Source organism: Micromonospora sp. ALFpr18c, assembly GCF_008868155.1.
Taxonomy (GTDB): Bacteria; Actinomycetota; Actinomycetes; order Mycobacteriales; family Micromonosporaceae; genus Micromonospora.
This window is the reverse complement of record NZ_WBKR01000018.1, coordinates 1-23,177: the sequence shown is the minus strand read 5'-3', so window position 1 is coordinate 23,177 and position 23,177 is coordinate 1. Positions and strand designations below refer to the sequence as shown.

Below are 23,177 nucleotides of genomic sequence, written 5' to 3'. Positions count from 1 at the left end.
GGGCGTCACAGCCGGTACGCCATGTCGGCGGTGGCCTGCGGGTGTCGCCCGAGCAGCAGGAAGAGCACCGTGCGTTCGTCGGTGCCGTCCAGCCCGAGGGCGGTGTTCATGGCGACGTTGTCGAAGCCGAGGACGGCGCCGCAGCCGAGGTCCTGCGCGGTGGCCGCGCAGTAGACCCGCTGGGCGACGGTGCCGACCTCGGCGTTCAGGAGCCGGTAGCCGCGCGGCCCGAACACGTCGAGGACCGCGTCGGGACGCCCGGAGATGGCCAGCACCGCGCCGACCTGACCCATCGTGTAGTTGGTGAGGAAGTACTGCTGTTGCAGGAAGGCGGCCATCCCACCCTCGGGCTCGGGGGCGGCCGGCAGCAGGGCGTGTCGCCGCTCGCAGTAGGCGTAGCCGCCGCCCGGCAGCCCGTCGACGTGGTTGGCGAACACCCACAGCCGGGTCAGCTCGGGCCCGCCGTCGGGCCGTTTGACGTCCGCCAGGTAGCGGCGGCCGGCGGCGGCGAACGCGAGGGTGGTGCCGAGTTCGGCGGCGGTCAGGTCGGGTGGGCGACGGAACCGGCCGAAGCTGCTGGACCGACCGGCCAGAACCGTCGACAGTGGACGGGCCAGCCGGTCGAGCTGCGCGGCGGGCAGCTCGACCGGCGCACCGGGCAGCTCCCGGGGCGCGGCGGTGTCGACGGTGTCCGGAGCGGGCGCGGCGGGTGCCGCCGCCGCCCGGTGCACGGCGGTGACCGCCGCGAAGTCCCGGACGCGCCGGGACCGCTCAAAGGCCGGATAGCGGGTCCGCACGTCCGCGGGCACCGGCGTCGCCGCCGGGCCCGCGCCGCTGTCACCCCAGTCCAGGGGTACGACCGCGAAGACGCTCTCCGCGTCGCCGTCCAGGTCGAGCAGCCGCTCCAGGAGCGCCGGGTCGAAGCAGAGCAACCGCCGCAGGGGTACGCCCAGCGCGGGCGCCAGCAGGTCCCACGAGCCGAGCAGCGCACCGAGGTCCTGGGTGACCACGTGGTAGCAGAAGCTGTTGTACTTGAACGAGTTCTTCCAGAACCGGATGCCGGCCAGCAGGTAACTGTCGCCCGGGGGCGCGTCCACGCCGAGCGCGGCGCGTACGGTGCCGGTGACGTCGCCGATCAGCAACCGTTCCAGCATGTGCGAACCGGTGTGGTAGTGGTAGACGCCGGGCAGCAGCGGTCCCCCGGCCCCCGCCACCAGATACAGCTCCACCGGATACATGCCACCGCCGGACGCGGTGCCGCGCCCCCACACCGCGTGCTCGAAGTGCGCCCGCTTGGCGGCGTCCTGGTTCCAGTTGATCCCCAACCGCCGGTCCAGCACCCCGTACGACAGACGCAGCAGGGCGGCCAGTCGGGCCAGCGACCAGCCGGTGACCGGCGGCAGGTGCTCGCCGGTGTGCAGGTCGCGCAGGGTCGGCAGGTCGGGCGGCGTGGCCGGTAGCGGCAGCCGGGGCGCGTCCGGATAGCTCTTGTGCCGCGACGGCTGGTCGGCCCAGTCCACCTCGAAGTTGAGCGGCTCCATGGGCGTGCGGGCCCGCCGGAACACCGCCTCGGTGTACTCCCGGACGACCTCGATGGCCTGCTGCTGCATGGCGCTGCTCCTACGGGAAGGGATGCGGGTGGGGGTTGCGGCCGGTGGCGCCCAGCCCGTCCGGGCCGTGCCGCCCCCGGTCCACGTACCGGTCGAGGCGGTCGCTGAAGAGCACCCGTTGCCGCTGCCAGCCGAAGTCGATCGGGACCAGCGAGGGGGCCACCACGGCCATCGTGTGCACCCCGGCGACCTGCTGTTCGGGGCAGGTCTGGTCGACCGCGACGACGTCGCCGCCGAGGCCGGCGATCAGACCGGCGAGGTACGACATGTCGGCACGCAGGTCGTCGTGTGCGGGTCGGGCGGCGAGCCAGTCGCCGTACAGCTCGGACATGGACCGCAGCGGCGGGTCCTCGAAGAGGAACGCCGCGTGCCGCGCCATCTCCGGCAGTCCGTAGAGCAGGGCGTGGTGGCTCAGCTCGGTGACCCGGGTGTAGTCGCGGATCATCTCCCGCAGCTCGGGTTCGCTGGCGGCGACCCGCTCGTCGAAGCCGGGCACGTAGGAGGCGGTCTCGCACAGCGCCGCGCGGACCGCGTCGTCCGGGTCGAGGCTGGCCCCGGCGGCGAAGCAGAGCTGGCCGAGGCCGTCGCCGCGCTTGACGGCCACCGCCGTGACCACCGGGATCGGCAGGTCCGCGCGGGTGTCGAAGAGCCGGACGTCGTAACCCAGCAGGTCGACCCGGTCGAGCATGAAGTGCACCCGCTCGTCCCGGCAGGTCGCCGGGTCGATCTCGGCCAGCCGCGCCCGGCCGTACCAGGCGAGCAGGAACGCGTCGCGCTCGACCAGTTCGAGCATGCCGTGCAGCAACGCCTCCTCCGGGCAGCTGCCGCTGGCGCAGCCGTTGGAGCACTCCTGGACGAACTTGCGCTGGTCGGTGCGGCGGTCCAGGTAGTAGACGAGCTGCTCGGGGACGAGACGGGGCTCCCCGTCGCGCACCGAGAACCCCCACACCCAGTGCATCGGCTCGTCCGGCGAGTACGGCGCGTAGTAGAGCCCGTGGCCCTGGTAGAACGCCGGGTGGTAACCCAGGCCGGACGGGTCGAGCGCCGCCGGGGCGAGGTTGGCGTAGCTGTCGAACACCTCGGTACGCCTGGTCCGCGGGAACTGGCCGGCGTACCGCTCCAGGCCCTCCAGCAGCGCGTACGTCTCGCTGCCGCCGTAGCTGTTGGCGTGCCCGCTCCACCACATCTCGTGCAGGTCGTAGCGGCTGCGGACCCGGAAGTAGCCGGTGACCGGGGCGGTGGCCGTCACGTTGTACGCCCGCAGCGCGTTGCCGCCCAGCGCGCCGACGACGGGGTTGGCCAACGCGCCGACCGGCAGGTCCAGCTCGTCGGCCGCACGCAGCCGGTACGACGTCGGGTCGGGCTTCGGTCGACGGGTCAGGGTGGGAACGGCCGCCTCGGCGGTGTCCGGTCGGGTGGTGGCGCAGGCCGGGCACTCCGAGTCGGCAAGCACCTCCACCAGGGTCGTCTCCAGGGTGTCCATCCGCAGCTGGTGCAGCCGGGCGACACCAGGACGGTCGTCGGAGGTGCGGCAGGCCCGCCGGAACAGCTGCCAGAGCGCGTCGACGGCGAAAGGGGTGAGGTGCGGCAGTGACGCCACCACACCTACCGGAGACTCGTGCTCCAGGGCGTGCCGCTCCTCGCGGAGCCGGATGGCCTGCCAGCGACGTTGCACGCACAGCGGGCACGGGCCGGGCAGCGACCCCGGCTCGGCGGCACCGGTCCAGCGGGGGCCGACCAGCGCCGTCGCGCCGTGCAGCCAGATCGGCACCACGTCGCTGGTGAGCCCCTCACCGGCGTCGGCGTACGCGTCGGTGAGGCCGAGGGCGGCGATGCGTACGGTGATCCCGGCGGGCGGTCCGTCCTGGGCAGGCTGGTCAGCCCGGTCCTGGAGCCGCTCGTGGAACGCCTCGCCGAGCTGCTTGAGGCTGCTGTCCCACCCGGTGGAGGTGGTCCGGACGTCGACGATCATGCGGTTCACCTGTCTGCGGTCGCTGCGGTCTGGGGGTCGGGACCCGGGGTCCCCGCCGGCGTGGCTCGCCGGCGGGGACGGTTGCGGCGGTGGCTATCCGCCGCCGCATCCGGTGCTGGTGCTGCTGCTGCAGCAACTGGACGTGCTGCAACTGCAGCAGCTGGAGCAGGAACAGCTGGAGCTGGACCAGTCCATGACCATCGCGTCGATCGCGTCGACGTCCTCGATCTCGAACGTCTCGGTCTCCAACGCGCGGAGTTCCTCAGTCAGATCCGGCATTCCCTCTACCTCCCCTCGGGCGTACGCGGGCCTCGACGCCGTCCGGCCGTCCGGACCGGCCGGGTGGTGCCGAGGCTCAGCTGGTGCTGCTGCAACTCGACGAGGTGCAGCTACAACAACTGGACGTGCTGCAGCTGGAGCAGCTCGACGTGCTGGTGCTGCTGCTGCAGATGTCCATGTGGTCGGCGGACAGATCCGCGATGTCCTCGACCTCGAACGTCTCGGTCTGCAGGTCGCGCAGCTCGCCGCGGACCGAGTCGGACAGTGCGGCGGATGCCAGGGGTTGGGTCACGGGCCTCTCCTTGTGCCGAGGTCAGCGCCAGTCGTGGGTGGGTCTGCGTCCGCACCACCACGATGGAGCCAGCGGAGGCACGCAGGGGCTACTCGCCGGTGTCGGCCGGCGGCGGTTGGTGCGATCGGATGCGACGTCCCACCGGGTGACTGGATTGCGTCAGCGTTCGGGGGTCAACCCCCGGTTACCCCGGTCAGCCGCAGCTGGAGGTGCTGGTGCTGGTGCTGCAGCAGCTCGACGTGCTGCAACTGCAGCAGCTCGAGCAGGAGCAACTGGAGCTGGTAGCGGCGAGCGCCTCGCCGCCGTCCTCCACCTCCTCGATTTCGAAGGTCTCGGTCTCCAGCTCGCGGAGCTCGTCGTTCAGGGTGATCGGCATGTTTCCACCTCCTTCCACGGTGCGTGCCTCGCTCGGACCACTGGTGTGGTGGTTTCAGTCGGCCGTCCGGCCGTGGTGGCGCAGCAGGACCACACCGCTGCGGAACGCCCCGCTGGCGCGTACGTCGCGGGTGGTGGTCTCGACCAGCAGCGCGCTGATTCCCCGCTCGGCGAGGGTGGCCAGCACCGCGGCCCGGTCGGTGCCGCCGCCCACGGTGGCCCCGCTGTTGGCGCTCGCGGTGATGGTGGCCGGGTCGAAGTCGGCGAGCACCGGGTCGCCGAGGTCGGCGTCGGTCCCCTCGAAGTGCCGCACCTGGATCCGGCCCACCAGGTCGCGTACCGCGGCGAGCCGCGTGGCGACCGGGTCGAAGCCGCCGGCGAGCCGCCAGTCGCGGCCGCCCGACGTCTCGGTGACCGCGAGCACGGCGTGCGCCGGCGCCGCGCCGGGAAGGGCGAAGACCGCGAGTTGGCGGCCGAAGCGGTGGGCCGCCTTGACCACGAACGCGGTGTCGTCGTCGGCCACCAGCTCCTCCTCGCCGACCACGGTGAGGCCGCCGGCGCCGCGCATGGCCGCGGTCAGCGCGTGGTACGCCAGCGCGTCGGCGAGCCCCTGGTCGACGACACGGTCGATGCTGTCGGCGGCCGCCGCTCCGGCGACCGTCCGCTCCCCGAAGCCCTCGCCGTTCGCGGCCGACGTGGGCAGCGCCAGCGCGGCGGGCACCCACACGGTGTCGGTGCCGTCCAGCACGGTCGCCGGCAGCCAGCGGACCGACCGGCGCGGGTCCTCGGGGACGGCCCCGCTTGTGGTGCCCAGTTCGGTCCACGGCACGGGGTGCTCGCCCCGGTCGCGGAGCTGTTCGGCCGTGGCGAGCACACCGGCGTGCGGGTCGGCGTAGCGGGCGGCGTGGTCGCGCACCGCCACCCGGTACGCGGCCAGCCGGGCGCTCATCACCGTGTGCACGTCGAACGCGGTCACCTCGCGCGGGCCGCGTCGGCCGGGCAGTCGCAGCCGGGCGGTCTTCAGCGGCGCCTGCTCCAGCGGGTCGTCCACGAACCGGGTGAACACCCCGGCGTTCGGCGACACCAACGCCTGGGCCCGCTGGTAGGTCTCGTCGTCGGAGCCGCCGGGCTGCGCCGGCCCGGGTACGTCCACGTCACGGCACACCGGGCAGGCCGGGTGTGGCAGCACCTTCTCCCGGATGGACTCCAGGGTGGACCGGTCCAGCAGCAGCACCCCGTCGGCGGTGTCCGGCGCCAGCGCGCCGGTGAGCACGCGGAACACCTCGAACGCGGCGGCGTTGCCGAGCATGCGCGCGGTCACCTCCGGCAGCGGCGCGGGCACGTCGGGGCCGGCGCCGAGGGCGAGGTGCCGCCAGAAGTCGGCGGCGTCGGTGGCGTCGGCGCCGGCGGTGAGCCGCAGTTGCGCGCAGAGCCAGCAGGGCGCACGCCCGGCCTCGACGGTCGGGCCGACCACCGCCCGCTCGTCGTCGGTGAGCACCGGGACCAGCAGCGGGCCGCCGCGGTGGCAGGCGCGGGCCAGCTCGGCCAGGCGGGGCAGGCCCGTCCGGTCGGTGCAGTGGACCACCGCGTCGGCGCCCGTGAGCTCGACCGGCCCGTCGTGCACCCGGACCTCGGCCGCCAGCCCGTCCGCGCGCAGCGTCGCCACCTCCGGCCGCAACGCCTCCGCGTAGCGCGACGGGTCGTCGTCCGGATACAGGTCGAGCCGGAGGCACCCGTTGCGCAGCAGGCTGCTCGCCGCGGCCAACACTGTCGCTCCCCCACCGGCGAGCACCACCCGGGCGGTGTGGAAACGCAGGAAACGCCCGGTGGGGTCGTCGGCGAAGTGGTCGACGAACTCGATCTGCGGGGCGAACCGTCGGGCCACCGGCTCGGCCAGCTCGGTGCGGTCGCCGGCGTCCTTGGCGAAGCCGCGGGCCAGCAACGCACGCACCAGGGTGAGCACGGTCTGCCGCTGCGCCTCGTCGAGTGCGGCGGTGAGCTGAGCGAGGGTGTGCTCCCCGGTGAGGTAGGGGCTCAACGAGGTCAGCCAGCGGAACGCGGACCTGCCCTTGATCAGGAAGGCGGTGTCCGGGCCGCGCAGGTACGCACCGGCCGGCGCATCCAGAAAGACCACGTCGTGTCGCAGCTTAGGTCGGACTTCGAGGGTCTGGGCACTGTCCAGCGGCAGACTCATCCGGGCTCCTATGCCAACGATCACCATCGACTCGAAAGTGTCTACATGCTGCCCAAGGGCAATACGTTCGTCAACAGAATGTTTCGTGTCGGGTAGCGGCTGGCGTGAATTGAAGGCCACTGAGCTGCGACGGGGAGAAATTTTCTCGGGCCCCTCGGTCGCGGACCTACCGGTCCCGATCAACCTCCGCTAGTCTGTGGGCGCTGTCAAGCCATTGCGCAGGTCAGGAGCTTTTCCATCGTTCCAGACGTGAGGTGGCCGAACGGCGCGATCCTGCATGGTGGACGGTCGGACCGCCACCCCGACCGCCTTAACGATCAGTTAATTGACTGCGCGCAATCAACCAGGCGTTGCGGTCGGGAATGAGTAAGGACCGCTCATATGAAGGCGACGCAAAAACCCGGCGGTGAAACCCGCCACGTCATCGGACGATTGCGCCAGTCCGTTGGGGAATGACCGATTCGCCATTGAAGTCCACGAGGTGACCAAGCGTTATCCCGGCGGTGTCACCGCGGTCGACGGGCTGACCCTGCGGGTGCCCGAGGGGACGGTCTTCGGCTTCCTGGGGCCCAACGGCGCCGGCAAGACCACGACCATGCGGATGCTGGTCGGGCTCGTCCGACCCACGTCCGGCCGGATCCGGGTGCTGGGCCAACCACCGGGCACCCCGAACGAGCTGGGCCGGGTGGGCGCGCTCATCGAGTCGCCGGCCTTCTACCCCCATCTGTCCGGTGTGGACAACCTTCGGCTGGCCGCCCGTTACTCGGGAGTGCCCGACAGCGCCGCCGACCGGGTGCTGGCCGAGGTGGGCCTCAGCGGCCGCGCGCGCTCCGCGTTCCGGACGTACTCCCTGGGCATGAAACAGCGACTCGGTGTCGCCGCGGCGCTCCTCAAGGAGCCCAGCCTGCTGATCCTCGACGAGCCCACCAACGGCCTCGACCCGGCCGGAGTGTCGGAGATCCGGGAGCTGCTCCGCTCGCTCGGCCAGCAGGGACGCACCGTGCTGCTCTCCAGCCACGTCCTCGGCGAGGTCGAGCAGGTCTGCGACCGGATCGCCGTCATCAACCGGGGCCGGCTGGTCGCCGACGGCACGTCCGACGAGCTGCGCGCGGCGCTCGGCGGCGGGGAACTGCTCATCGCCGCCGACCCCGTCGACAAGGCCCTCGCCTGCCTGCGCGACCACCGGGGCGTCCGCGCCGCCGAGGCCGTCGACGGTACGGTGCGGGTCAACGCCGACCCGGCGCTCGCCGCGGAACTCAACCGGACGCTTGTCGAGGCCGGCGTCGAGGTACGCGAACTGCGCACGCTACGCCACTCGCTGGAGGAGGCGTTTCTGGAACTGACGAGCACGACAGGGAGCAGCCGATGATCGCCTCGGTACGCGCGGCCTGGTTCGCGGACCGCAAACGGCCGGCGGTGTGGACGGTCACCCTCACCTGGATCGCGTTGGCGCTCGCCTTCGGCGTCGGCGTCCCGTACCTCGTGCACCTGGCCCTCGCCGGCGACCCGAAACAGGCCGACGACGCGGCGTCGCTGCTCGACGCCGTGCTGCCCGGCCAACTCGTGCCCACCGGGATCGCGCTGTTCCCCCTGTTCGGCGGGGCGATCGTGGTGATCCTCGGCGCCGTCGTCGTCGGCAACGAGTACCGCTGGGGGACGCTCAACCTGATCTTCACGCAGCGCCCCCGACGGGCGCAGGTGCTCGCCGGGCACGCCGTCGCGCTCTGCGCGCTGACCCTGGTGCTCGTCGCGCTCACCTTCGCCGCGATGGCCGCCGTCACCGCGCTGCTCGCAGTGCTCGAAGGTCGCGTCCTGGACTGGCCGCCGGCCGGCGACCTGGCCGGAGCCGTGGCGGCGGCCTGGCTGATCTGCAGCGCGCACGCCAGCCTCGGCTACTTCCTCGCCATCGCGTTCCGCAGCACCGCCACCGCCATCGCCGTGGGCCTGGTGTGGACGCTCGTGCTGGAGAACGCGATAAGCGGTCTCGCCCTCGTGCTCAGCCCGCTCGAGGTCGTCCAGAAGCTCCTGCTCGCCCCCAGCTCCGGTGCCCTCGCCGGCGCGCTCGGCGCGCGGTCCCAGTTCGAGGGCGGCACCCCCGGGGTGATCGAATCGGCCGGCGCCGGATTGCCCGTCACCGTCCTGCTCGGATACGTCGTGCTCATGTTCGGGCTGGGCACCTGGCTCGCCGTCCGCCGGGACGTCGGCTGACCGGAAAGGATGTCGAGATGGACTTCCTCCTCGCCTTCGCACTGACCGGGCTCGTCGCGTCCAGTGGCTGGATCGTCTGGGGTCTGTCTCGTGGCTGGGCGCGCACACGCGACCGACGGCACCAGGTGCGGCTCGCCCGTGCGCGGTCCGCGGCCGAGCTGCGCCAGGCCGAGGTCCGCAAGATCGAGCTGGACAACGAGACCTACCAGGACTTCGTCCGCCGCCACCCGGAGTCCTGACCCGCTCGCGCCGCCCGGCTCGGCGGACCGGGTGGCGACGCACGACGGGTTCCGGCTCCCGCATCGCCCTGGGTGTCGGTGGCCGGCCGTGCCGTGGCTACGCGGCGCGGTGTCTGTGGCCGGCCATGCCGTGCCCGCGCGGCGCGCGGGTCGCCCGGTGGTGGTCCCGGGGCGCCCGCCGACGCCGAGCCCGGCCACACACGTGCGTCGGCGACGGCGCACCGACCCGATCGCGGGGCACCACGCAGCGCCACCGGTTGGTAACGTGGCGGCGGTCTCGGCGGTGATGATGGCCAATGTTTCCCGGGGGTCGGCGTGTGGGCGGATGATGCCGCGTTGGACGCGGCGGGGCGCCGCCTCGACGAGTGGGAAGCGTCCCTGGCCGACCGGGCGGCCCGCGCGACGGCGCTGTCCACGCGGGTGCGGGCGCTCACCGGCACCGCCACCAGTCCCGACCGGTCGATCGTGGTGACCGTCGACTCGAACGGCCTACTGACCGACCTGCGCCTCGAACGGATCCGCGAGCGGTCCGCGACCCGCATCGCCCGACAGATCGTGGAGACCACCCGGGCCGCCCACGCCGACCTGCTGAGCCAGCTCACCACCGCCACCGTCGAGACTCTCGGCGACGACGTGAGCGCCCGGGCGATCGTCGACTCCTACCGGAGCCGCCTGCACCCCGGCCCAGGTGCGCACGATGCCCAGCGGTGACGGCATCCAGGTCGACCCGGACGGCCTCACCTCCCACGCCGGTCGCCTCGACCGCATCGCCGACCGCCTCGACACCGCCCGACAGGCCGGTCAGCACGTCCAGGTGGGCGCCGACGCGTACGGGCAGCTCTGCGCGATCATGCCCACCCTGCTGGACGGCCTCGGGCGCACCCTGATCAACGGCATCGGCGCCGCCGCCGCATCGGTGCACGACACCTCCGACAGACTGCGCGTCAGTGCGGACCGCTACCGCGCCTCCGACGCCCGCGCCGAACGGCTGCTGCGCCAGACACGGAACTGACCGGTGCCGGCCAACCCGCTCATCGCCACGGCCTCCGGCCCGTCGCCCAGCGCCTGGGCCGGCATCTGGATCTGCGAGGACATCGAACTCATCACCCAGGGCATCCGAAACGGCAGCTGGATCGACGGCAGCCTCGGCGTGGTCAGTGCCGGCCTCGACGCCCTCGCCCTCGTGTCCGACCCGGTCGGCGCACTCCTCCAGTACGGCATCGCCTGGCTCATCGAACACGTCAAACCGCTCAGCGAAGCCCTCGACTGGCTCGCCGGCAACCCCGCCGAGATCACCGCCCACGCCCAGACCTGGCGGAACGTCGCCACCTCACTACGCGAGGAGGCCACCGGGCTGGCCGCCGCCGTCCGCGCCGACGTGGGAACCTGGGGCGGCACCGCCGGCCCCGCCTACCGCGGCTGGGCCGACGAGCAGCAACAGGCCATCGCCGGGCTCGCCCAGGGCGCCGACACCCTCGCCGCGATCACCGAAGGTGCCGCCGGCCTCGTCGCCGCCGTCCGACTCCTGGTCCGCGACGCCATCGCCACCTGCGTCTCCCGCCTCATCGTGTACGCCGGCGAACTCGTCGCCACCGGCGGGCTCGCCGCTCCACTGGTCGTGGAGCAGGTCACGACACTGGTGGCCTCCTGGGGCGCGCGGATCGCGCGACTGCTCCGCGGACTACTGGCCAGCCTCCGACGACTTGTCCCCGTGATCCGCCGACTCGGCGGCCTCATCGACAAGCTCCAGCAGATTCTCCGACGGCTCCAGAAGGGCGAGTCCCCACCGACCCGAAACACCCCGGAGCCTGAGTCGCCTCGCGGAACTCCTACCTCTCCGCGGACGGAACAGCAACGGATTCACGACCTCGGCATGGATCCGGCGACCGGGACGTTCCGGCCCGGCGAAGCCGAGACAGCGGTCCGCCTGGAGCAGGAACTGGGCGTGACGCTGACTCGCGCTCCGGTGGAGTCCAGCGCCGACTGGGTCGACGAGGCGGAGCGGACCTACGATGCAGTGGGCAACTTCCCGGCGCAGTTCTTTGACCGCCAATGGCCCCAACTGCAGTATCAGATCGTGCGGCACTTGGATAAGGCGGACCTGGTGCCGGTGGACGTCTCGAAGTTCACCTCGGAACAGGTCGCCCGGCTCGAACAGTTCATCACGGACCGAGGCCTCGGTCCTCGAGTGTTCGTCGTGGGGAAATGATGGCTGGCCTCATCGTCCTGAAACCCGGTGTCGACTGGACCGCGACAGGAGGATTGTTCGACTGGACGCTGGAGTTCCTGATTTCTCGCCTCTCCGACAGACAGGCCGCCAACCACCTGCAGGAGATCGTCGACAACAATCTCGGTTCACTCTGGGTCGATGATCTACCGGCCGCCGCACAGCGGGAGATCGTCAGCCTGTGGCGGGACGGCTTGGTAGCGGCCGGCGAGGAACACCTCCCGGAGACCGAGCACAAGGCCGACGTCGTCCGCCACCTTCAGGATCTGGTGGACGCGACCTACTCGGCGGGGATCCTGGGAACGAGTGATCCTGGGTAGTGGCGGAATCTCTCGGCGGTCAGGCTCCCACCTCCGTCGGAGCCCGACGACGAGCCGCTACGATGCGCCAATGAGCTCCGAGGCGGTTGGCAGGTACATGCCCCCTGTCGTGACGCTCGATGACCTCACCGCGATGATGGCTGCGGACCAGAACCATCGGTATGAGATCAGCCCCGAGGGAGTCGTCTCGATCATGCCGCCGCCGGGGTACGTCCACGCCATCATCGCGACCCGGCTCATGATGTGGATCGCCCAGGGTGGTGTGCCGGCGGACCGTGTCGCCCAGGCTGTGGGATTACGCATCCCAGGTCGTGACGGTGGTGTAGGCGGACGTATCCCCGACCTGGTCGTGTGGAGCAAGGCCCAGGCTGACGGAGTCTGGCTGCCGGTTGCCGACGTGCTCCTCGTGGTCGAGATTGTCTCGCCTGGCTCCGAGGGCGTCGACACGGTGACCAAGCGCAGCGAATACGCTGCCGCTGGCATCCCCCAATACTGGGTAGTCGACCAGGACACGGCGCAAACTGTCGCCATGTACCGCCTGGAAGGCAGCCGCTACGTTGTCCGCGCGACCATGCCGCTCGCCTGGCTCCTCAACACCGGTCTCGAGGAGCACGACCTCGGCTGAGGCGGTTGACCCGACCCAGGCCCGGCCGGATTAGTCTCGCGGGCATGCGGGGACGATTCGGTGCGGCCAGGCGGTGGTACGGGGAGCACCGGCGGTTGGCCCGTCGTACGCTCCTCGCGTTCGTGGTGGGTGCGGTGGTCCTGACCGGTGGCACGGTCGCCAGCGTCAAGTGGATCCGCGACACCGCGGACGGTCACCTCTACAGCGAGGCCGACGTGCCGGGCGCGCCGGTCGCCCTGGTCCTGGGCACCAAGGTGGAGGCGGACGGCACGCCGTCACCCGTTCTCGCGGCTCGGTTGGAGATCGCGCGGCGGTTGTTCGACGCGGGCAAGGTGCGGGCGATCCTGGTGTCCGGCGACAACATGAACGCCGACTACAACGAGCCCGCCGCGATGCGGAGTTGGCTGGTCGAGAGGGGCGTGCCGGCGCACAAGGTGGTGCTGGACCACGCCGGTTTCGACACGTACGACTCGTGTGCGCGGGCGGAGCAGATCTTCGGGGTACGACGGGCGACGGTCGTGACCCAGTCCTTTCACCTTCCGCGTGCCGTGGCGCTGTGCCGGCGCCTCGGTATCGACGCCAACGGTGTGGGTGACGACAGCGCCGAGCGGTACGCCCAGACGTGGTGGTTCAGTTCGACCCGCGAGAAGGGCGCCTGCGTGAAGGCGGCGCTGGATCTGCTGTCCGGCCGCGAGCCGGCTCACCTCGGTCGCCGGGAGACCGGCGTCGACGACGCGTTGCGCGACGTCTGACGGGGTCAGGCTCGGGGCGGTGCGGCGCTGTCGCGTTCGACGAGTTCGGTGGCGAGTTCGACCCGTGGGCTCTCGACCTTCTCTCCCCCGGCGAGCCGCAGGATGGTCCGCGCGGCCATCATGCCCATCTCGGCCAGGGGCTGACGGACCGTGGTCAGCGGCGGCGAGCACCAGCGGACCTCGGGCAGGTCGTCGAAGCCGACCACGCTGATGTCGTCGGGCACCCGCAGGCCACGTTTGCGGACCGCCTCGTAGACGCCGAGTGCCATCTGGTCGCTGGCGGCGAAGATGGCGGTGGGCGGGTCGGGCAGGGCCAGCAACTGCGTACCGGCGGTGTAGCCGGCCTCGTGGTAGAAGTTGCCGGGCCGGATGAGGGCGTCGTCGACGGCGATGCCGGCGGCGCCGAGGGCGGCCCGGTAGCCGTCGAGTCGGGCCCTGCTGCACATCAGGTGCGGTGGCCCGGCGATGAAGCCGATGCGACGGTGACCGAGGCCGATCAGGTACTGGTTGGCGCTGAGGCTGCCCGCCCAGTTGGTGGCGCCGATGGTGGGTGACTCCTGCGGGTCGACGCCGGCGGGGTCGATGATGACCACCGGGAGGTGCAGCCGGCGCAGTTCGGCCTGCAACGGTGGGTTCACCATCGAGGTCACGAAGATGACGCCCTCGGTGGATCGGGTACGCAGGTTGTCGAGCCATTGGTTGGCCGAGGAGATGCGCCAGTGGATGGCCGAGACGACGGTGCCGACACCGCTGCTCCGCGCGACGTCCTCCACCCCACGGATGATCTCCACGGCCCACGGGCTGTCGAGGTCGTTGAAGACCAGGTCGATCAGTGCGGCGTCGTCCCTTCGTGCCGGTGGCCGGCGGCGGTAGCCGTGGTGGTTGAGCAGGGCCTCGACGCGTTCCCGGGTGTCGGGGGCGACGTCGGAGCGGCCGTTGACGACCCGGGAGACCGTGGGCACGGAGACACCGGCCAGCCGTGCGATCATGGCGATGGTGACGTTTCGGCCGTTGTCGGAGCCCACGGTCCGCCCTTCGTTCTCAGCCCTTGACGCTGCCGGTCAGGCCGCCGATGAGCTGCCGTTCGGCGACGGCATAGAAGCCGAGTGCCGGGAGCATGGACAGCACGACGTAGGCGAGCACCCGCGCGGTGTCGTCGGCGTACTGGCCCTGGAACGCCTGGACTCCGACGGGCAGGGTCCACCAGCTCTGGTCGCTGAAGACGACCAGCGGGAGCATGAAATTGTTCCAACTGGTCACGACGGCGAGCACCGAGACGGTGGCGAGCGCGGGACGCGCCATCGGCAGCAGGATCCGCCAGAAGAAGCCGAACGAGCTGCAGCCGTCGAGGACGGCGGCCTCCTCTACCTCGGCGGGAATGGTACGGAAGAACTGCCGCAGGATGATGATGGTGATCGGCAGCCCGAAGGCGGCCTGGGGCAGGATCACGCCGAGCGGGTTGTCCAGCAGGCCCATGCCGCGCAGCAGAACGAACAGCGGCAGGATGGCCACCGCGAACGGGAACATCAGGCCGATCGCGAACAGGGTGACCAGGAACTCGCGGCCCCGGAAGGCGTAGCGCGCGAAGACGAACGCGGCCATCGCCGCCGCGGCGACGACGACGAACGTGCTGCTGACGGCGATGAGCAGGCTGTTGCCGAGCTGACGCCAGAACACCCCGGAGGCGAAGAGGTCGGTGTAGTTCTGCGGCACCCACGGGTCGGGCAGGCCCAGCGGGTTGGTCGACAACTGGCCGTTGTCCTTGAATCCGCCGATCACGCCGAACCACACCGGCACGACGATGAGCGCGCCGACGGCGATGCAGACGAGGTGCAGCACGAGGCTGCGGGTCCGCTGGGCGCGATTCACCGTGCGGGTCATCGCTGGCCTCCCTGGTTGGTGATCGCGCCCGCGGTGTCCCGACGCAGGACGATGCGCTGGTAGAACAGGGCGAAGACGAGGCTCAGCAGGAACATGATGATGCTGATCGCGCTGGCGTAGCCCACCTCGAAGCGGCGGAAGCCGTACTGGTACATCGTGACGGCCATGGTCTCCGAGGAGTGGATCGGGCCGCCGCCGGTGAGCACCCAGACCATGTCGAACAGTTGGATGGTGCCGATGACCGACAGGAACACGCTGATCCGGATCGTCGGGCCGAGCAGGGGCAGGGTGACGTGCCGGAACGCCTGCCAGGCGCTGGCGCCGTCGGTGACCGCGGCCTCGGACAGCTCCTTGGGGATGCCCTGCCGCGCCGCCAGGAACAGCATCATGTAGAGGCCGAAGTACTTCCAGGACACCACCAGGAAGACGGCGAACAGCACGGTGTCCGGGTCGGCGAAGACCGCTCCGGCGTCGGCGCCCAACCACTGGGAGACCGACTCGCCCAACCCTCGGTTCGGTGAGAACACCAGCGTGAACAGGACGGCCGTGGTGACCTCGGAGAGCACGTACGGCGCGAAGAAGATCAGCCGGTAGGCGGCCCGGCCGCGCAGCGGCTGGTTGAGGAGCATGGCCAGGGCCAGTGCGGCGGGCAGCTGCACGGCCAGGGACAGCAGCACGAGCACGAGGCCACGCCACAGGTCGCCGCGGAAGGTCGGGTCGCCGAACGCGCGGGTGTAGTTGTCCAGCCCGACGAAGTTCTCCGGCAGTCCGAAGCCGTTCCACTTGTAGAGACTGGCGTAGCTGGCCACCACGATGGGGGCGACGACCAGCAGCAGGAACAGCGCCAGGGCAGGCGCCAGGAACACGGCGAGGACGCCGCCCCGGCCCGGCCGGGGCTGGCGGCCGCGCTGTCGCGCGGTGCCCGGCCCCGGTGCCGGCGGATCGGTCGCCGTGTCGCCGCGCCTCGTGTCGGACACGGTCGATGGCCTGGTCATGCCTGCTCCACTCGGGTTCTACGGCCGGCTACGGATGAGGGAAGGGCCACGGTCAGACGGTCTTCGCCACCTGCGTGATGTCCTTGAGGATCGCCGCGGGCTGCTTCTTGCCGGCGATGATCTCGGCGACGCTGTCGTTGATCTGCTGCCCGAGTGCCGGCGCGTACGCCTGGTCGAGGTACAGCTGGAAGCCCGTGTTCTTGGCCAGGGTCTCCGCGACGACCTTGTTGTTGGGGTCGGTGATGGCGTCGGTGGCGTCCTTCACCGTGGGCAGCACCGCGCCGGTCTTCGCGGACCGACGCTGGTTGTCGGCGCTGAGCAGGAACTTCAGGAAATCGATGGTGGCAGCCGGAGCGTCCTTGCCGACGGCGAAGCCGTTGCCACCGCCGAAGACCTCGGTGGCGGAGCCCTTGCCGCCGTCCACGGCGGGGAACGGGAAGAAGCCGAGCTTGTCGCCGATGCCCTTCTTGCTGGTGGAGCTGGACGCCTGCACCGCCGGCGCCCACTGGCCCATCAGCTCCATGGCCGCGCCGCCGTTGCCCATCGTGGCGGCCTGCCCGTCGGGCGACCCGTACTCCGCGCCGAGGAAGCCCTTCTGGAACGGCTGCAGGTCGACGAGTTCCTTGAGTCGCTCGCCGGCGGCCGCGAGGTCGGGGGTGTCGAAGTTCTTGTCGTCGACGGCCTTCTGCAGCGCGCCCACCCCACCGATGCGCATCGCCAGGTAGGACCAGTAGAAGTGGGCGGGCCACTTGTCCTTGCCGGCCAGGGCGATCGGGGTGGTGCCGGCGGTCTTGAGCTTGCGGACGGCGTCGAGCACGCCGGTCCAGGTGGTGGGGGTCTCGGTGATGCCGGCGCGGGCGAAGAGGTCCTTGTTGTACCAGAAACCGACCATGCCGATGTCGAACGGGATGCCGTAGATCTTGCCGTCGATCGTGTACGGCTGCATGGCGGCCGGCAGGATGCCGTCGGCCAGCGACTTCAGGTCGTCGGTGAGGTCCTTGACCAGGCCGGCGTCCACCTGCTGCTTGAGTACGCCGCCACCCCACGACTGGAAGAGGTCCGGCGGGTCGCCGGCCTGCGTGGCGGTGGTGAGCTTGGCCTTGAACGCCTCGTTCTCCAGCGGCTGGATGGTGATGGTGACGTTGCTGTGCGCGGTCTTGTACTCGTTGGCCATCGCCGCCCAGACCGGCAGCATCGGTTCGGTGTTCTGGATGTGCCACCAGTTGATGGTCTGCGGGGCGTTCGGGTCGGCCGACTCGCCGTCGCTGCAGGCGCTGAGCAGGTAGGCGCCGGCACCGGCGCCGGCGAGGCCGAGCAGCGTTCGGCGGGAAAGGTGCGTGGTCATGATCCATCCCTTCGGGGATTCACGGGGTGCTCGGTCGCCGGTCGAGCCGGCAGGGTGCGCGAACATGGATCTCCGGAACTTTCATTGCTTCGCCGGTATTACCGGTCGATGGCGGGCACGCTACGAGCTGTTTCCACACCGGTCAAGACCCCTGTCCTATTGCGATAAGACCGGCTAGCGTAGGCAGGACTTCCAGCGACCCTGGACCGCAAGTTTCCGGAAGTTCCAGAGAGCCACCCAGAGGAGCCCCCGTGTCGACCGACACCGCTGACGTGGCGACCGCTGCCCGGTCGATCCGCAATCCCGTCCTTGCCGGGTTCCACCCGGATCCGTCGATCCTGCGCGTCGGCGACGACTACTACCTGGCCACCTCGACCTTCGAGTGGTATCCGGGGGTACGGATACACCACTCCCGTGACCTCGTGAACTGGCGCACCCTCGGTGGCGTCATCACCGATCGCCGCCTGCTCGACCTGCGCGGCTGCGGCGACTCGAACGGGGTGTGGGCACCGGACCTGACCTACCACGACGGCGAGTTCCATCTCGTCTACAGCGACGTGGCCAGCTTCGCCAGCGGTTACTGGGATCCACAGAACTTCCTGGTCACCGCCCCCGACATCGCCGGCCCCTGGTCGGACCCGGTGAAGCTGCACGGGCGGGGGTTCGACGCCGCGCTGTTTCACGACGACGACGGCACCAGCTGGCTGTTGAGCATGAGCGCGGACTGGCGTCCCGGCCGGGACCGCTTCGGCGGCATCGAGATCCAGCAGTACGACCGGGCCACGCGCCGACTCGTCGGACGGCCCCGCATCCTGTTCACCGGCACCCCGGTCGGGGTGACCGAGGGGCCGCACCTGTACCGCCACGACGGCTGGTACTGGCTGATCACCGCCGAGGGTGGCACCAGCTGGGAGCACCAGGTCACCGTGGCACGGTCGCGGGAGCTGTTCGGGCCGTACGAGGTGGACCCGGACGGGCCGCTGCTGACCTCGGTCGGCCGACCGGACCTGCGATTGCAGAAGGCCGGGCACGGCAGCCTCGTCCGCACCCAGGACGACGAGTGGTATCTGGCCCACCTGGTCGGCCGCCCCTACTCCCCGCTGGGCAGCTGTGTGCTGGGCAGGGAGACCGCGATCCAGCGGGTGGAGTGGCCGTCCGGCGGCTGGCCCCGGATCCCCGGCGGGGTGCCGGCCGACGAGGTCGTCGCGCCCGACCTGCCCGAGCACCCGTGGCCGGCGGAACCGGCCACCGACCACTTCGACGACGCCGAGCTGGGCGCCTCCTGGTCGACGCTGCGCCGCCCGGCCACCACGGACTGGGTCGACCTGCGGGCGCGCCCGTCTCACCTGCGGGTCCACGGTGGGCAGTCGCCGGTCGGCCGGCAGTCGCCCAGCCTGGTCGCCCGGCGCGTCGGAGCGACGCGCTGTTCGTTGGAGACCGTTGTCGAGTTCGACCCGGTCGACCACCGCCAGCTCGCCGGGATCACCGCCTACTACAACACCCTCAACTGGCACCACCTCTACCTGACCAGGGCCGACGACGGGCGGACGGTGCTGGAGCTGCTCAGCTCCGACAACGGGCGGCGCACCCCGTACCCCGATCTGACCGTCGACGCGAGCGGCGTCACCCGGGTCGGTCTGCGGGCGGTGTTCGACGGGCCGGTGGTGCGGTTCGACTACGACCTCGGCGCCGGCTGGCAGCGGCTGCCCGTCGACCTGGACGCGACGATCCTGTCCGACGAGCACGCCGCGCTGATCATCGACGGCGAGCCGGCGGCGTGGGGCTTCACGGGGGCGTTCCTCGGCCTCTGGGTGCAGGACCTCGGCGGCGACGGCGTGTACGCCGACTTCGACCTGGCCACCTACCGGGAACACTGAGTTCGTGGACGGCACCCGGCGGTTCGGGTGCCGTCCACGTCCCGGCCCTACCGGCCGACCTGGGCGGCGGCGGTACGCAACTGGCCGAGGGTGGTGCGGAAGCCTCGGCCGGACGCGGCCGGGTCCTCGGCGAGCAGGCCGGTGACCGCCATGGCCTGCGAGCGGGTCGACGCGACGGCGTCGTCACCACCGCCGGTCACGTCGAACACGCCGAAGTCGCCGCTGAGCGTCCGGTACGTCGGGGCAGCCGGGTCCTTCGCCAGGTACAGCACCACGACCTGGCCCGCGTCGAGCTTCGACATGTGGGCCATGTCGGCCACACCGGAGTCGAGGCTGGCGAGGGTGATCCGGGCACCGGGCCGCACGTCGGATCCGCCGCCGGCGCGCAGCACCTCGTCGACCCGGAACCCGGCCGCCTCGACCTCGCCGCGTACGACGAGATCGGCGGTCTCACTGAGCTGCCGAACGGTGCCGTACCCGCGCAGCTTGCCCTTGACCGGCGGGGGCGGCGCGTCCGTTGGCGTGGCCGCACTGGCCGTGCTCGGCGCCGTCGGCGCGGCGGCCGGGGCGGCGTCGTCGGCGCTGCCGCAGGCGGACAGCGCCGCCGCGGCGAGCACGGCGGCGGCCGCGACCCACAGGGGCCGGGTACGGCGGAGGTCGACTGCCATGGGAACGCTCCTCGCGTCTCGGTGCCGTCCCGGGTCGTCTCGCCCGGGTCGCGGCACTGCTTACGCCCTCTATCTGTGCGGCCCGGGCACCGAGTTCCACGATTCTTCGGCGCGCCGGCTCCGCTCGGTCGCGACCTGGGCCTCAGCCTCGCTCGGCCGCGACCTGGCGCAGCTCGGGCAGCGTCGTGACGAACGCGCGTCCCGCCGTGGTGGCGTGCTCGGCGCGCAGCCCGGTCACCGATCTGGTCGCCGAGCGGCTGGTGACCGTGTCCCCGGTGACGTCGAAGATCCCGACGTCACCGCCGAGCGGCGTGTAGGCGGGTGTCAGTGGGTCGCTGAGCGCCAGGTAGAGCACGGTCGCCCGGCCGGTCGCCTCCGGTGCCAGCACCGTGATCTTTGCGGACACCGGGGCGTGCGACGCGCGGTAGAGCACCTCGGCCACCCGGTAGACGACCCGACCGTCCGCCGCCGACTGCGCCTCGCCACGGACCACCAAATCGGCGGTGGCGGTGAGGTGCCGCACCGTGCCGTACCCCTGGATCTTCGCGGTCCCGCCCGGTGGCGCGGGCCGGGCGGCCGGGCGGCTCGCGACCGGCGCCGGGAGGGCCGCCGGCGGGTCGTCACCGGCGGTGGCGGCGAGCCCGGCGCCGACGCCCGCGACCAGGACCAGCGCGGCCGCCGCCAGGGCGGGCCGCCGCCACGTGCGGGCGACCCCGGGGGTACGCGTCTCCTGCGCGATCGCCGCCAGCAGGCGGTCGCGGTGCAGCTCGTGGCGACCCGGTGGCAGGTCACGCGCACCGGGGTGCGGGGCGATTCCGGTCCACTCGGACGGGTCGGGCGCGCTCACTGGCTTACCTCCCGCACGAGCGAGACCGGGTCGTCCAGGACCGGCTGCCGGGAGGCGCGTGGCGGGGCGTCGACGAGGGTACGCAGCCGGGCGCGAGCCCGCGACAACCGGGACCGGACGGTGCCGACCGGCACCCCCAGCGCCTGGGCTGCGGCCTCGTAGTCCAGGCCCTCCCACAGGCACAACGTCAGCACCTCGCGCTCGGGTCGACGCAGCCGGGTGAGCGCCTCGATCGCGGCGGCGATCCGCCGGGTGTCGTCGAGCCGGCCGGCGACCTCGTCGGCGTGGTCGGGCTGGGTGCGGTCGCCGGCGAGCAGCGCGGCAGCCACCCGGCGGTAGCGGCGGTTGCTGCGAATGTGGTTGCGGGCCTCGTTCGTGGCGATGCCCAGCAGCCACGGCCGCAGCGAGCCGCCGTCCTCGGTGACCCGGTCGCGGGAACGCCACGCCTGCAGGTAGGTGGCGGCCATGACGTCCTCCGCCGTGGCCCAGTCGGCGGTGAGCCGGAACGCGTGGTTGTACACCGAGCGCGCGTGCTGGTCGAAGAGCTCGGCGAACGCGCCGGGATCACCGGCTCGCACCCGGGCACGCAGACTCGACTCCATGACCATTCTCTGTCCGTCGGGCGGCGCTGGGTTCCGCTGATCCGTGTGCCGGCCGAGGATAGCCAGCGGCGCACAGGCCGTTGCAACAGAGGTGAACAGCCGATGCCACCAACGACTTCCTCGGTTGATCCCGCACCGTCACCGTTTGACAGTTGATCGACGCACTGCTATCTGTTAATACAGTTTCCTGATGCTCGCGGTGCCCGCCGGGGCCGATCGCCGCGCCGGGCCACCGACCGGCCGGCGGCACGCCGCCCCTTCCCCGAGGAACACCATGGTGCGCAAGAGAACAGCCGCCTCCGCCGTGGGCGCCCTGCTGGCCGCCGTCGCGGCGCTCGGCTACGGTCTCCCGTCGGCCAGCGCCGCGACCGCCGGCCCGATCACCGGCCTCGCCGGCAAGTGCGTCGACGTCGCCGGGGCGAACCCGGCCAACGGCACAGCGGTGCAGCTCTACGACTGCAACGGCAGCGCCGCCCAGACGTGGACGGTCGGCAACACCGACAACTCCGTCCGGGCACTCGGCAAATGCCTCGACGTCACCGCCGCGTCCACCGCCAACGGCGCGAAGGTGCAGCTGTACGACTGCAACGGCACCGGCGCGCAGAAGTGGACCGCCAGCAGCGGCGCGCTCGTCAACACCGGCTCCGGCAAGTGCCTCGACGTCACCGACCGGAGCACGGCCAACGGCGCCCGGCTGCAGATCTGGACCTGCGGCGGCACCTCCAACCAGCAGTGGACCCTACCCGGCGGGCACCAACCTCGATGACCCGGCGAAGAAGGACGTCGCCATGCAGCTCGTCTCGGCGGCGGAGAACTCGTCGCTCGACTGGCGCGCGCAGTTCTCCTACATCGAGGACATCGGCGACGGGCGCGGCTACACCGCCGGCATCATCGGCTTCTGCTCCGGCACCGGCGACATGCTGGAACTGGTCGAGGCGTACACCCGGACCAAGCCGGGCAACGTGCTGGCCGGCTACCTGCCGGCGCTGCGCGCCGTCAACGGCACCGCCTCGCACGCCGGCCTCGACCCCAACTTCCCCCGCGACTGGCGGACCGCCGCCAACGACTCGGTGTTCCGGGCCGCGCAGGAGGCCGAACGTGACCGGGTGTACTTCAACCCGTCGGTACGCGACGGCAAGAACGACCGGGTCCGGGCACTCGGCCAGTTCGCCTACTACGACGCGGCGGTGATGCACGGGTACGAGGGCATGCGCCAGATCCGCAGCCGCGCCCTCGCCCGCGCGAAGCCCCCGGCCCAGGGCGGCGACGAGCGGACCTGGCTCAACGCGTTCCTCGACGAGCGGGTCGTCGAGATGAAGAAGGAGGAGGCCCACTCGGACACGTCCCGCGTCGACACGGCCCAGCGGGTGTTCCTCACCAACGGAAACTTCAACCTGACCACGCCCCTGGTGTTCGCCGTCTACGGCGACCAGGACCGCATCGGTTAGGGCTTCGATGGTGCGGCGGGGCGAATTCGGTCGCCCCGCCGCACGCCGAGGTCGGGTGCGCTCGCACCTCCGATGCCTTCAGATCGATCATGGTCGCTGAAATTTGTCGTACACCTGTTCTAGTGTCGGGTCATGGTCGGGGAGTTGACGCAGGCAGAGGACGCTATCGCGGCCTGCGCCGACACGGCCGCCAGGGCGCTGCCCGAGCAGGAGCTGATCGCCGCGCTGGACGCCGCGCACCGCCTGGAGCAGCGCCTCGCCGCCGTGAAGCTGGCCCTGATCCGTGAGGTCGACGGTCGGGGCACCGCCCGCGCGCAGGGCGCCTCCTCCACCACGGTGTGGCTGCGGGAACGACTGCACCTCACCATCGCGGCCGCCCGCCGACTGGTCGACCTCGCCACCGCGCTGGACACCGGCAACC

Annotated in this window: 26 protein-coding genes; 13 read left to right on the top strand and 13 right to left on the bottom strand. The window is 71.5% G+C overall.

Annotated features, from left to right (window positions below; translation table 11 throughout):
* Positions 1-5: 5 nt before the first annotated feature.
* The 6 genes from F8271_RS06020 to F8271_RS05995 form a co-directional block, all read right to left on the bottom strand.
* The gene (locus tag F8271_RS06020; protein WP_151488653.1) at positions 6-1,610 is read right to left on the bottom strand and encodes a SagB family peptide dehydrogenase; all 1,605 of its coding nucleotides are present in this window, start codon (positions 1,608-1,610) and stop codon (positions 6-8) included.
* Between the two features lie 10 nt (positions 1,611-1,620).
* Positions 1,621-3,582, bottom strand: coding sequence for a TOMM precursor leader peptide-binding protein (locus F8271_RS06015; RefSeq protein ID WP_151488652.1), 1,962 nt, complete (start codon positions 3,580-3,582; stop codon positions 1,621-1,623).
* A 93-nt stretch (positions 3,583-3,675) separates the two neighbouring features.
* Positions 3,676-3,861 (bottom strand): thiazolylpeptide-type bacteriocin, encoded by a 186-nt coding sequence (locus tag F8271_RS06010; protein WP_089021435.1) that lies wholly within the window; start codon positions 3,859-3,861, stop codon positions 3,676-3,678.
* 76 nt (positions 3,862-3,937) lie between these two features.
* Positions 3,938-4,153, bottom strand: a complete 216-nt coding sequence (locus tag F8271_RS06005; protein WP_225854185.1) for a hypothetical protein — start codon at positions 4,151-4,153, stop codon at positions 3,938-3,940.
* Between the two features lie 193 nt (positions 4,154-4,346).
* A complete protein-coding gene (locus F8271_RS06000) occupies positions 4,347-4,529 on the bottom strand; it encodes a hypothetical protein (protein ID WP_046564715.1) in 183 nt (60 codons plus the stop codon).
* 54 nt (positions 4,530-4,583) lie between these two features.
* Positions 4,584-6,722 (bottom strand): TOMM precursor leader peptide-binding protein, encoded by a 2,139-nt coding sequence (locus F8271_RS05995; RefSeq protein ID WP_151488651.1) that lies wholly within the window; start codon positions 6,720-6,722, stop codon positions 4,584-4,586.
* Between the two features lie 481 nt (positions 6,723-7,203).
* Between F8271_RS05995 and F8271_RS05990 the strand changes: the two genes are divergently transcribed.
* From F8271_RS05990 to F8271_RS05950, 9 genes are all read left to right on the top strand, one after another.
* Positions 7,204-8,091, top strand: coding sequence for an ABC transporter ATP-binding protein (locus tag F8271_RS05990; protein WP_225854184.1), 888 nt, complete (start codon positions 7,204-7,206; stop codon positions 8,089-8,091).
* On the top strand, positions 8,088-8,930 hold the full coding sequence (locus F8271_RS05985) for an ABC transporter permease (protein ID WP_151488649.1): 843 nt from the start codon (positions 8,088-8,090) through the stop codon (positions 8,928-8,930). Before F8271_RS05990 ends, F8271_RS05985 begins: the two co-directional genes overlap by 4 nt.
* A 17-nt stretch (positions 8,931-8,947) precedes the next feature.
* A complete protein-coding gene (locus F8271_RS05980) occupies positions 8,948-9,169 on the top strand; it encodes a hypothetical protein (RefSeq protein WP_151488648.1) in 222 nt (73 codons plus the stop codon).
* A gap of 315 nt (positions 9,170-9,484) precedes the next feature.
* Positions 9,485-9,880 (top strand): YbaB/EbfC family DNA-binding protein, encoded by a 396-nt coding sequence (locus F8271_RS05975; RefSeq protein ID WP_151488647.1) that lies wholly within the window; start codon positions 9,485-9,487, stop codon positions 9,878-9,880.
* The gene (locus F8271_RS05970) at positions 9,867-10,181 is read left to right on the top strand and encodes a type VII secretion target (protein ID WP_151488646.1); all 315 of its coding nucleotides are present in this window, start codon (positions 9,867-9,869) and stop codon (positions 10,179-10,181) included. The genes F8271_RS05975 and F8271_RS05970 overlap by 14 nt, the downstream gene beginning before the upstream one ends.
* Before the next feature lie 3 nt (positions 10,182-10,184).
* Positions 10,185-11,378 carry a WXG100 family type VII secretion target gene (locus F8271_RS05965; protein ID WP_151488645.1) on the top strand — a complete coding sequence of 398 codons (1,194 nt, stop codon included), beginning with the start codon at positions 10,185-10,187 and terminating at the stop codon, positions 11,376-11,378.
* Positions 11,378-11,716 (top strand): hypothetical protein, encoded by a 339-nt coding sequence (locus F8271_RS05960; RefSeq protein WP_151488644.1) that lies wholly within the window; start codon positions 11,378-11,380, stop codon positions 11,714-11,716. Before F8271_RS05965 ends, F8271_RS05960 begins: the two co-directional genes overlap by 1 nt.
* A gap of 70 nt (positions 11,717-11,786) precedes the next feature.
* A complete protein-coding gene (locus F8271_RS05955; RefSeq protein WP_225854183.1) occupies positions 11,787-12,341 on the top strand; it encodes a Uma2 family endonuclease in 555 nt (184 codons plus the stop codon).
* 44 nt (positions 12,342-12,385) lie between these two features.
* The gene (locus F8271_RS05950; RefSeq protein ID WP_151488643.1) at positions 12,386-13,093 is read left to right on the top strand and encodes a vancomycin high temperature exclusion protein; all 708 of its coding nucleotides are present in this window, start codon (positions 12,386-12,388) and stop codon (positions 13,091-13,093) included.
* A gap of 5 nt (positions 13,094-13,098) precedes the next feature.
* Here F8271_RS05950 and F8271_RS05945 read toward each other — a convergent pair whose 3' ends face one another.
* The 4 genes from F8271_RS05945 to F8271_RS05930 are packed head-to-tail and all read right to left on the bottom strand — an operon-like array spanning position 13,099 to position 17,314.
* The gene (locus tag F8271_RS05945) at positions 13,099-14,082 is read right to left on the bottom strand and encodes a LacI family DNA-binding transcriptional regulator (RefSeq protein ID WP_370461868.1); all 984 of its coding nucleotides are present in this window, start codon (positions 14,080-14,082) and stop codon (positions 13,099-13,101) included.
* Between the two features lie 52 nt (positions 14,083-14,134).
* Positions 14,135-14,974, bottom strand: a complete 840-nt coding sequence (locus F8271_RS05940) for a carbohydrate ABC transporter permease (RefSeq protein WP_151488641.1) — start codon at positions 14,972-14,974, stop codon at positions 14,135-14,137.
* Complete coding sequence (locus tag F8271_RS05935) at positions 14,971-15,969, bottom strand: carbohydrate ABC transporter permease (RefSeq protein WP_151488640.1); 999 nt, start codon at positions 15,967-15,969, stop codon at positions 14,971-14,973. Before F8271_RS05935 ends, F8271_RS05940 begins: the two co-directional genes overlap by 4 nt.
* Positions 15,970-16,021: 52 nt before the next feature.
* The gene (locus tag F8271_RS05930) at positions 16,022-17,314 is read right to left on the bottom strand and encodes an extracellular solute-binding protein (protein ID WP_151488639.1); all 1,293 of its coding nucleotides are present in this window, start codon (positions 17,312-17,314) and stop codon (positions 16,022-16,024) included.
* A gap of 251 nt (positions 17,315-17,565) precedes the next feature.
* Between F8271_RS05930 and F8271_RS05925 the strand changes: the two genes are divergently transcribed.
* The gene (locus F8271_RS05925; protein WP_151488638.1) at positions 17,566-19,191 is read left to right on the top strand and encodes a glycoside hydrolase family 43 protein; all 1,626 of its coding nucleotides are present in this window, start codon (positions 17,566-17,568) and stop codon (positions 19,189-19,191) included.
* A 47-nt stretch (positions 19,192-19,238) separates the two neighbouring features.
* Here F8271_RS05925 and F8271_RS05920 read toward each other — a convergent pair whose 3' ends face one another.
* The 3 genes from F8271_RS05920 to F8271_RS05910 form a co-directional block, all read right to left on the bottom strand.
* Entirely contained in the window at positions 19,239-19,859 is a 621-nt protein-coding gene (locus F8271_RS05920) for a hypothetical protein (protein WP_151488637.1), read from the bottom strand.
* Positions 19,860-20,001: 142 nt separating this feature from the next.
* Positions 20,002-20,706 (bottom strand): hypothetical protein, encoded by a 705-nt coding sequence (locus F8271_RS05915; protein WP_151488636.1) that lies wholly within the window; start codon positions 20,704-20,706, stop codon positions 20,002-20,004.
* Positions 20,703-21,308, bottom strand: a complete 606-nt coding sequence (locus F8271_RS05910) for an RNA polymerase sigma factor (protein WP_151488635.1) — start codon at positions 21,306-21,308, stop codon at positions 20,703-20,705. The genes F8271_RS05915 and F8271_RS05910 overlap by 4 nt, the downstream gene beginning before the upstream one ends.
* A gap of 190 nt (positions 21,309-21,498) precedes the next feature.
* Here F8271_RS05910 and F8271_RS05905 point away from each other — a divergent pair, with 190 nt between their 5' ends.
* The 3 genes from F8271_RS05905 to F8271_RS05895 all read left to right on the top strand — a co-directional run.
* Positions 21,499-22,074: a ricin-type beta-trefoil lectin domain protein gene (locus F8271_RS05905; protein ID WP_305069467.1), complete on the top strand. Its 576-nt coding sequence runs from the start codon at positions 21,499-21,501 to the stop codon at positions 22,072-22,074.
* Positions 22,075-22,096: 22 nt separating this feature from the next.
* The gene (locus tag F8271_RS05900; protein WP_305069466.1) at positions 22,097-22,756 is read left to right on the top strand and encodes a chitosanase; all 660 of its coding nucleotides are present in this window, start codon (positions 22,097-22,099) and stop codon (positions 22,754-22,756) included.
* A 144-nt stretch (positions 22,757-22,900) separates the two neighbouring features.
* A partial coding sequence (locus F8271_RS05895) for a DUF222 domain-containing protein (RefSeq protein WP_370461866.1) occupies positions 22,901-23,177 on the top strand: 277 nt, incomplete at its 3' end.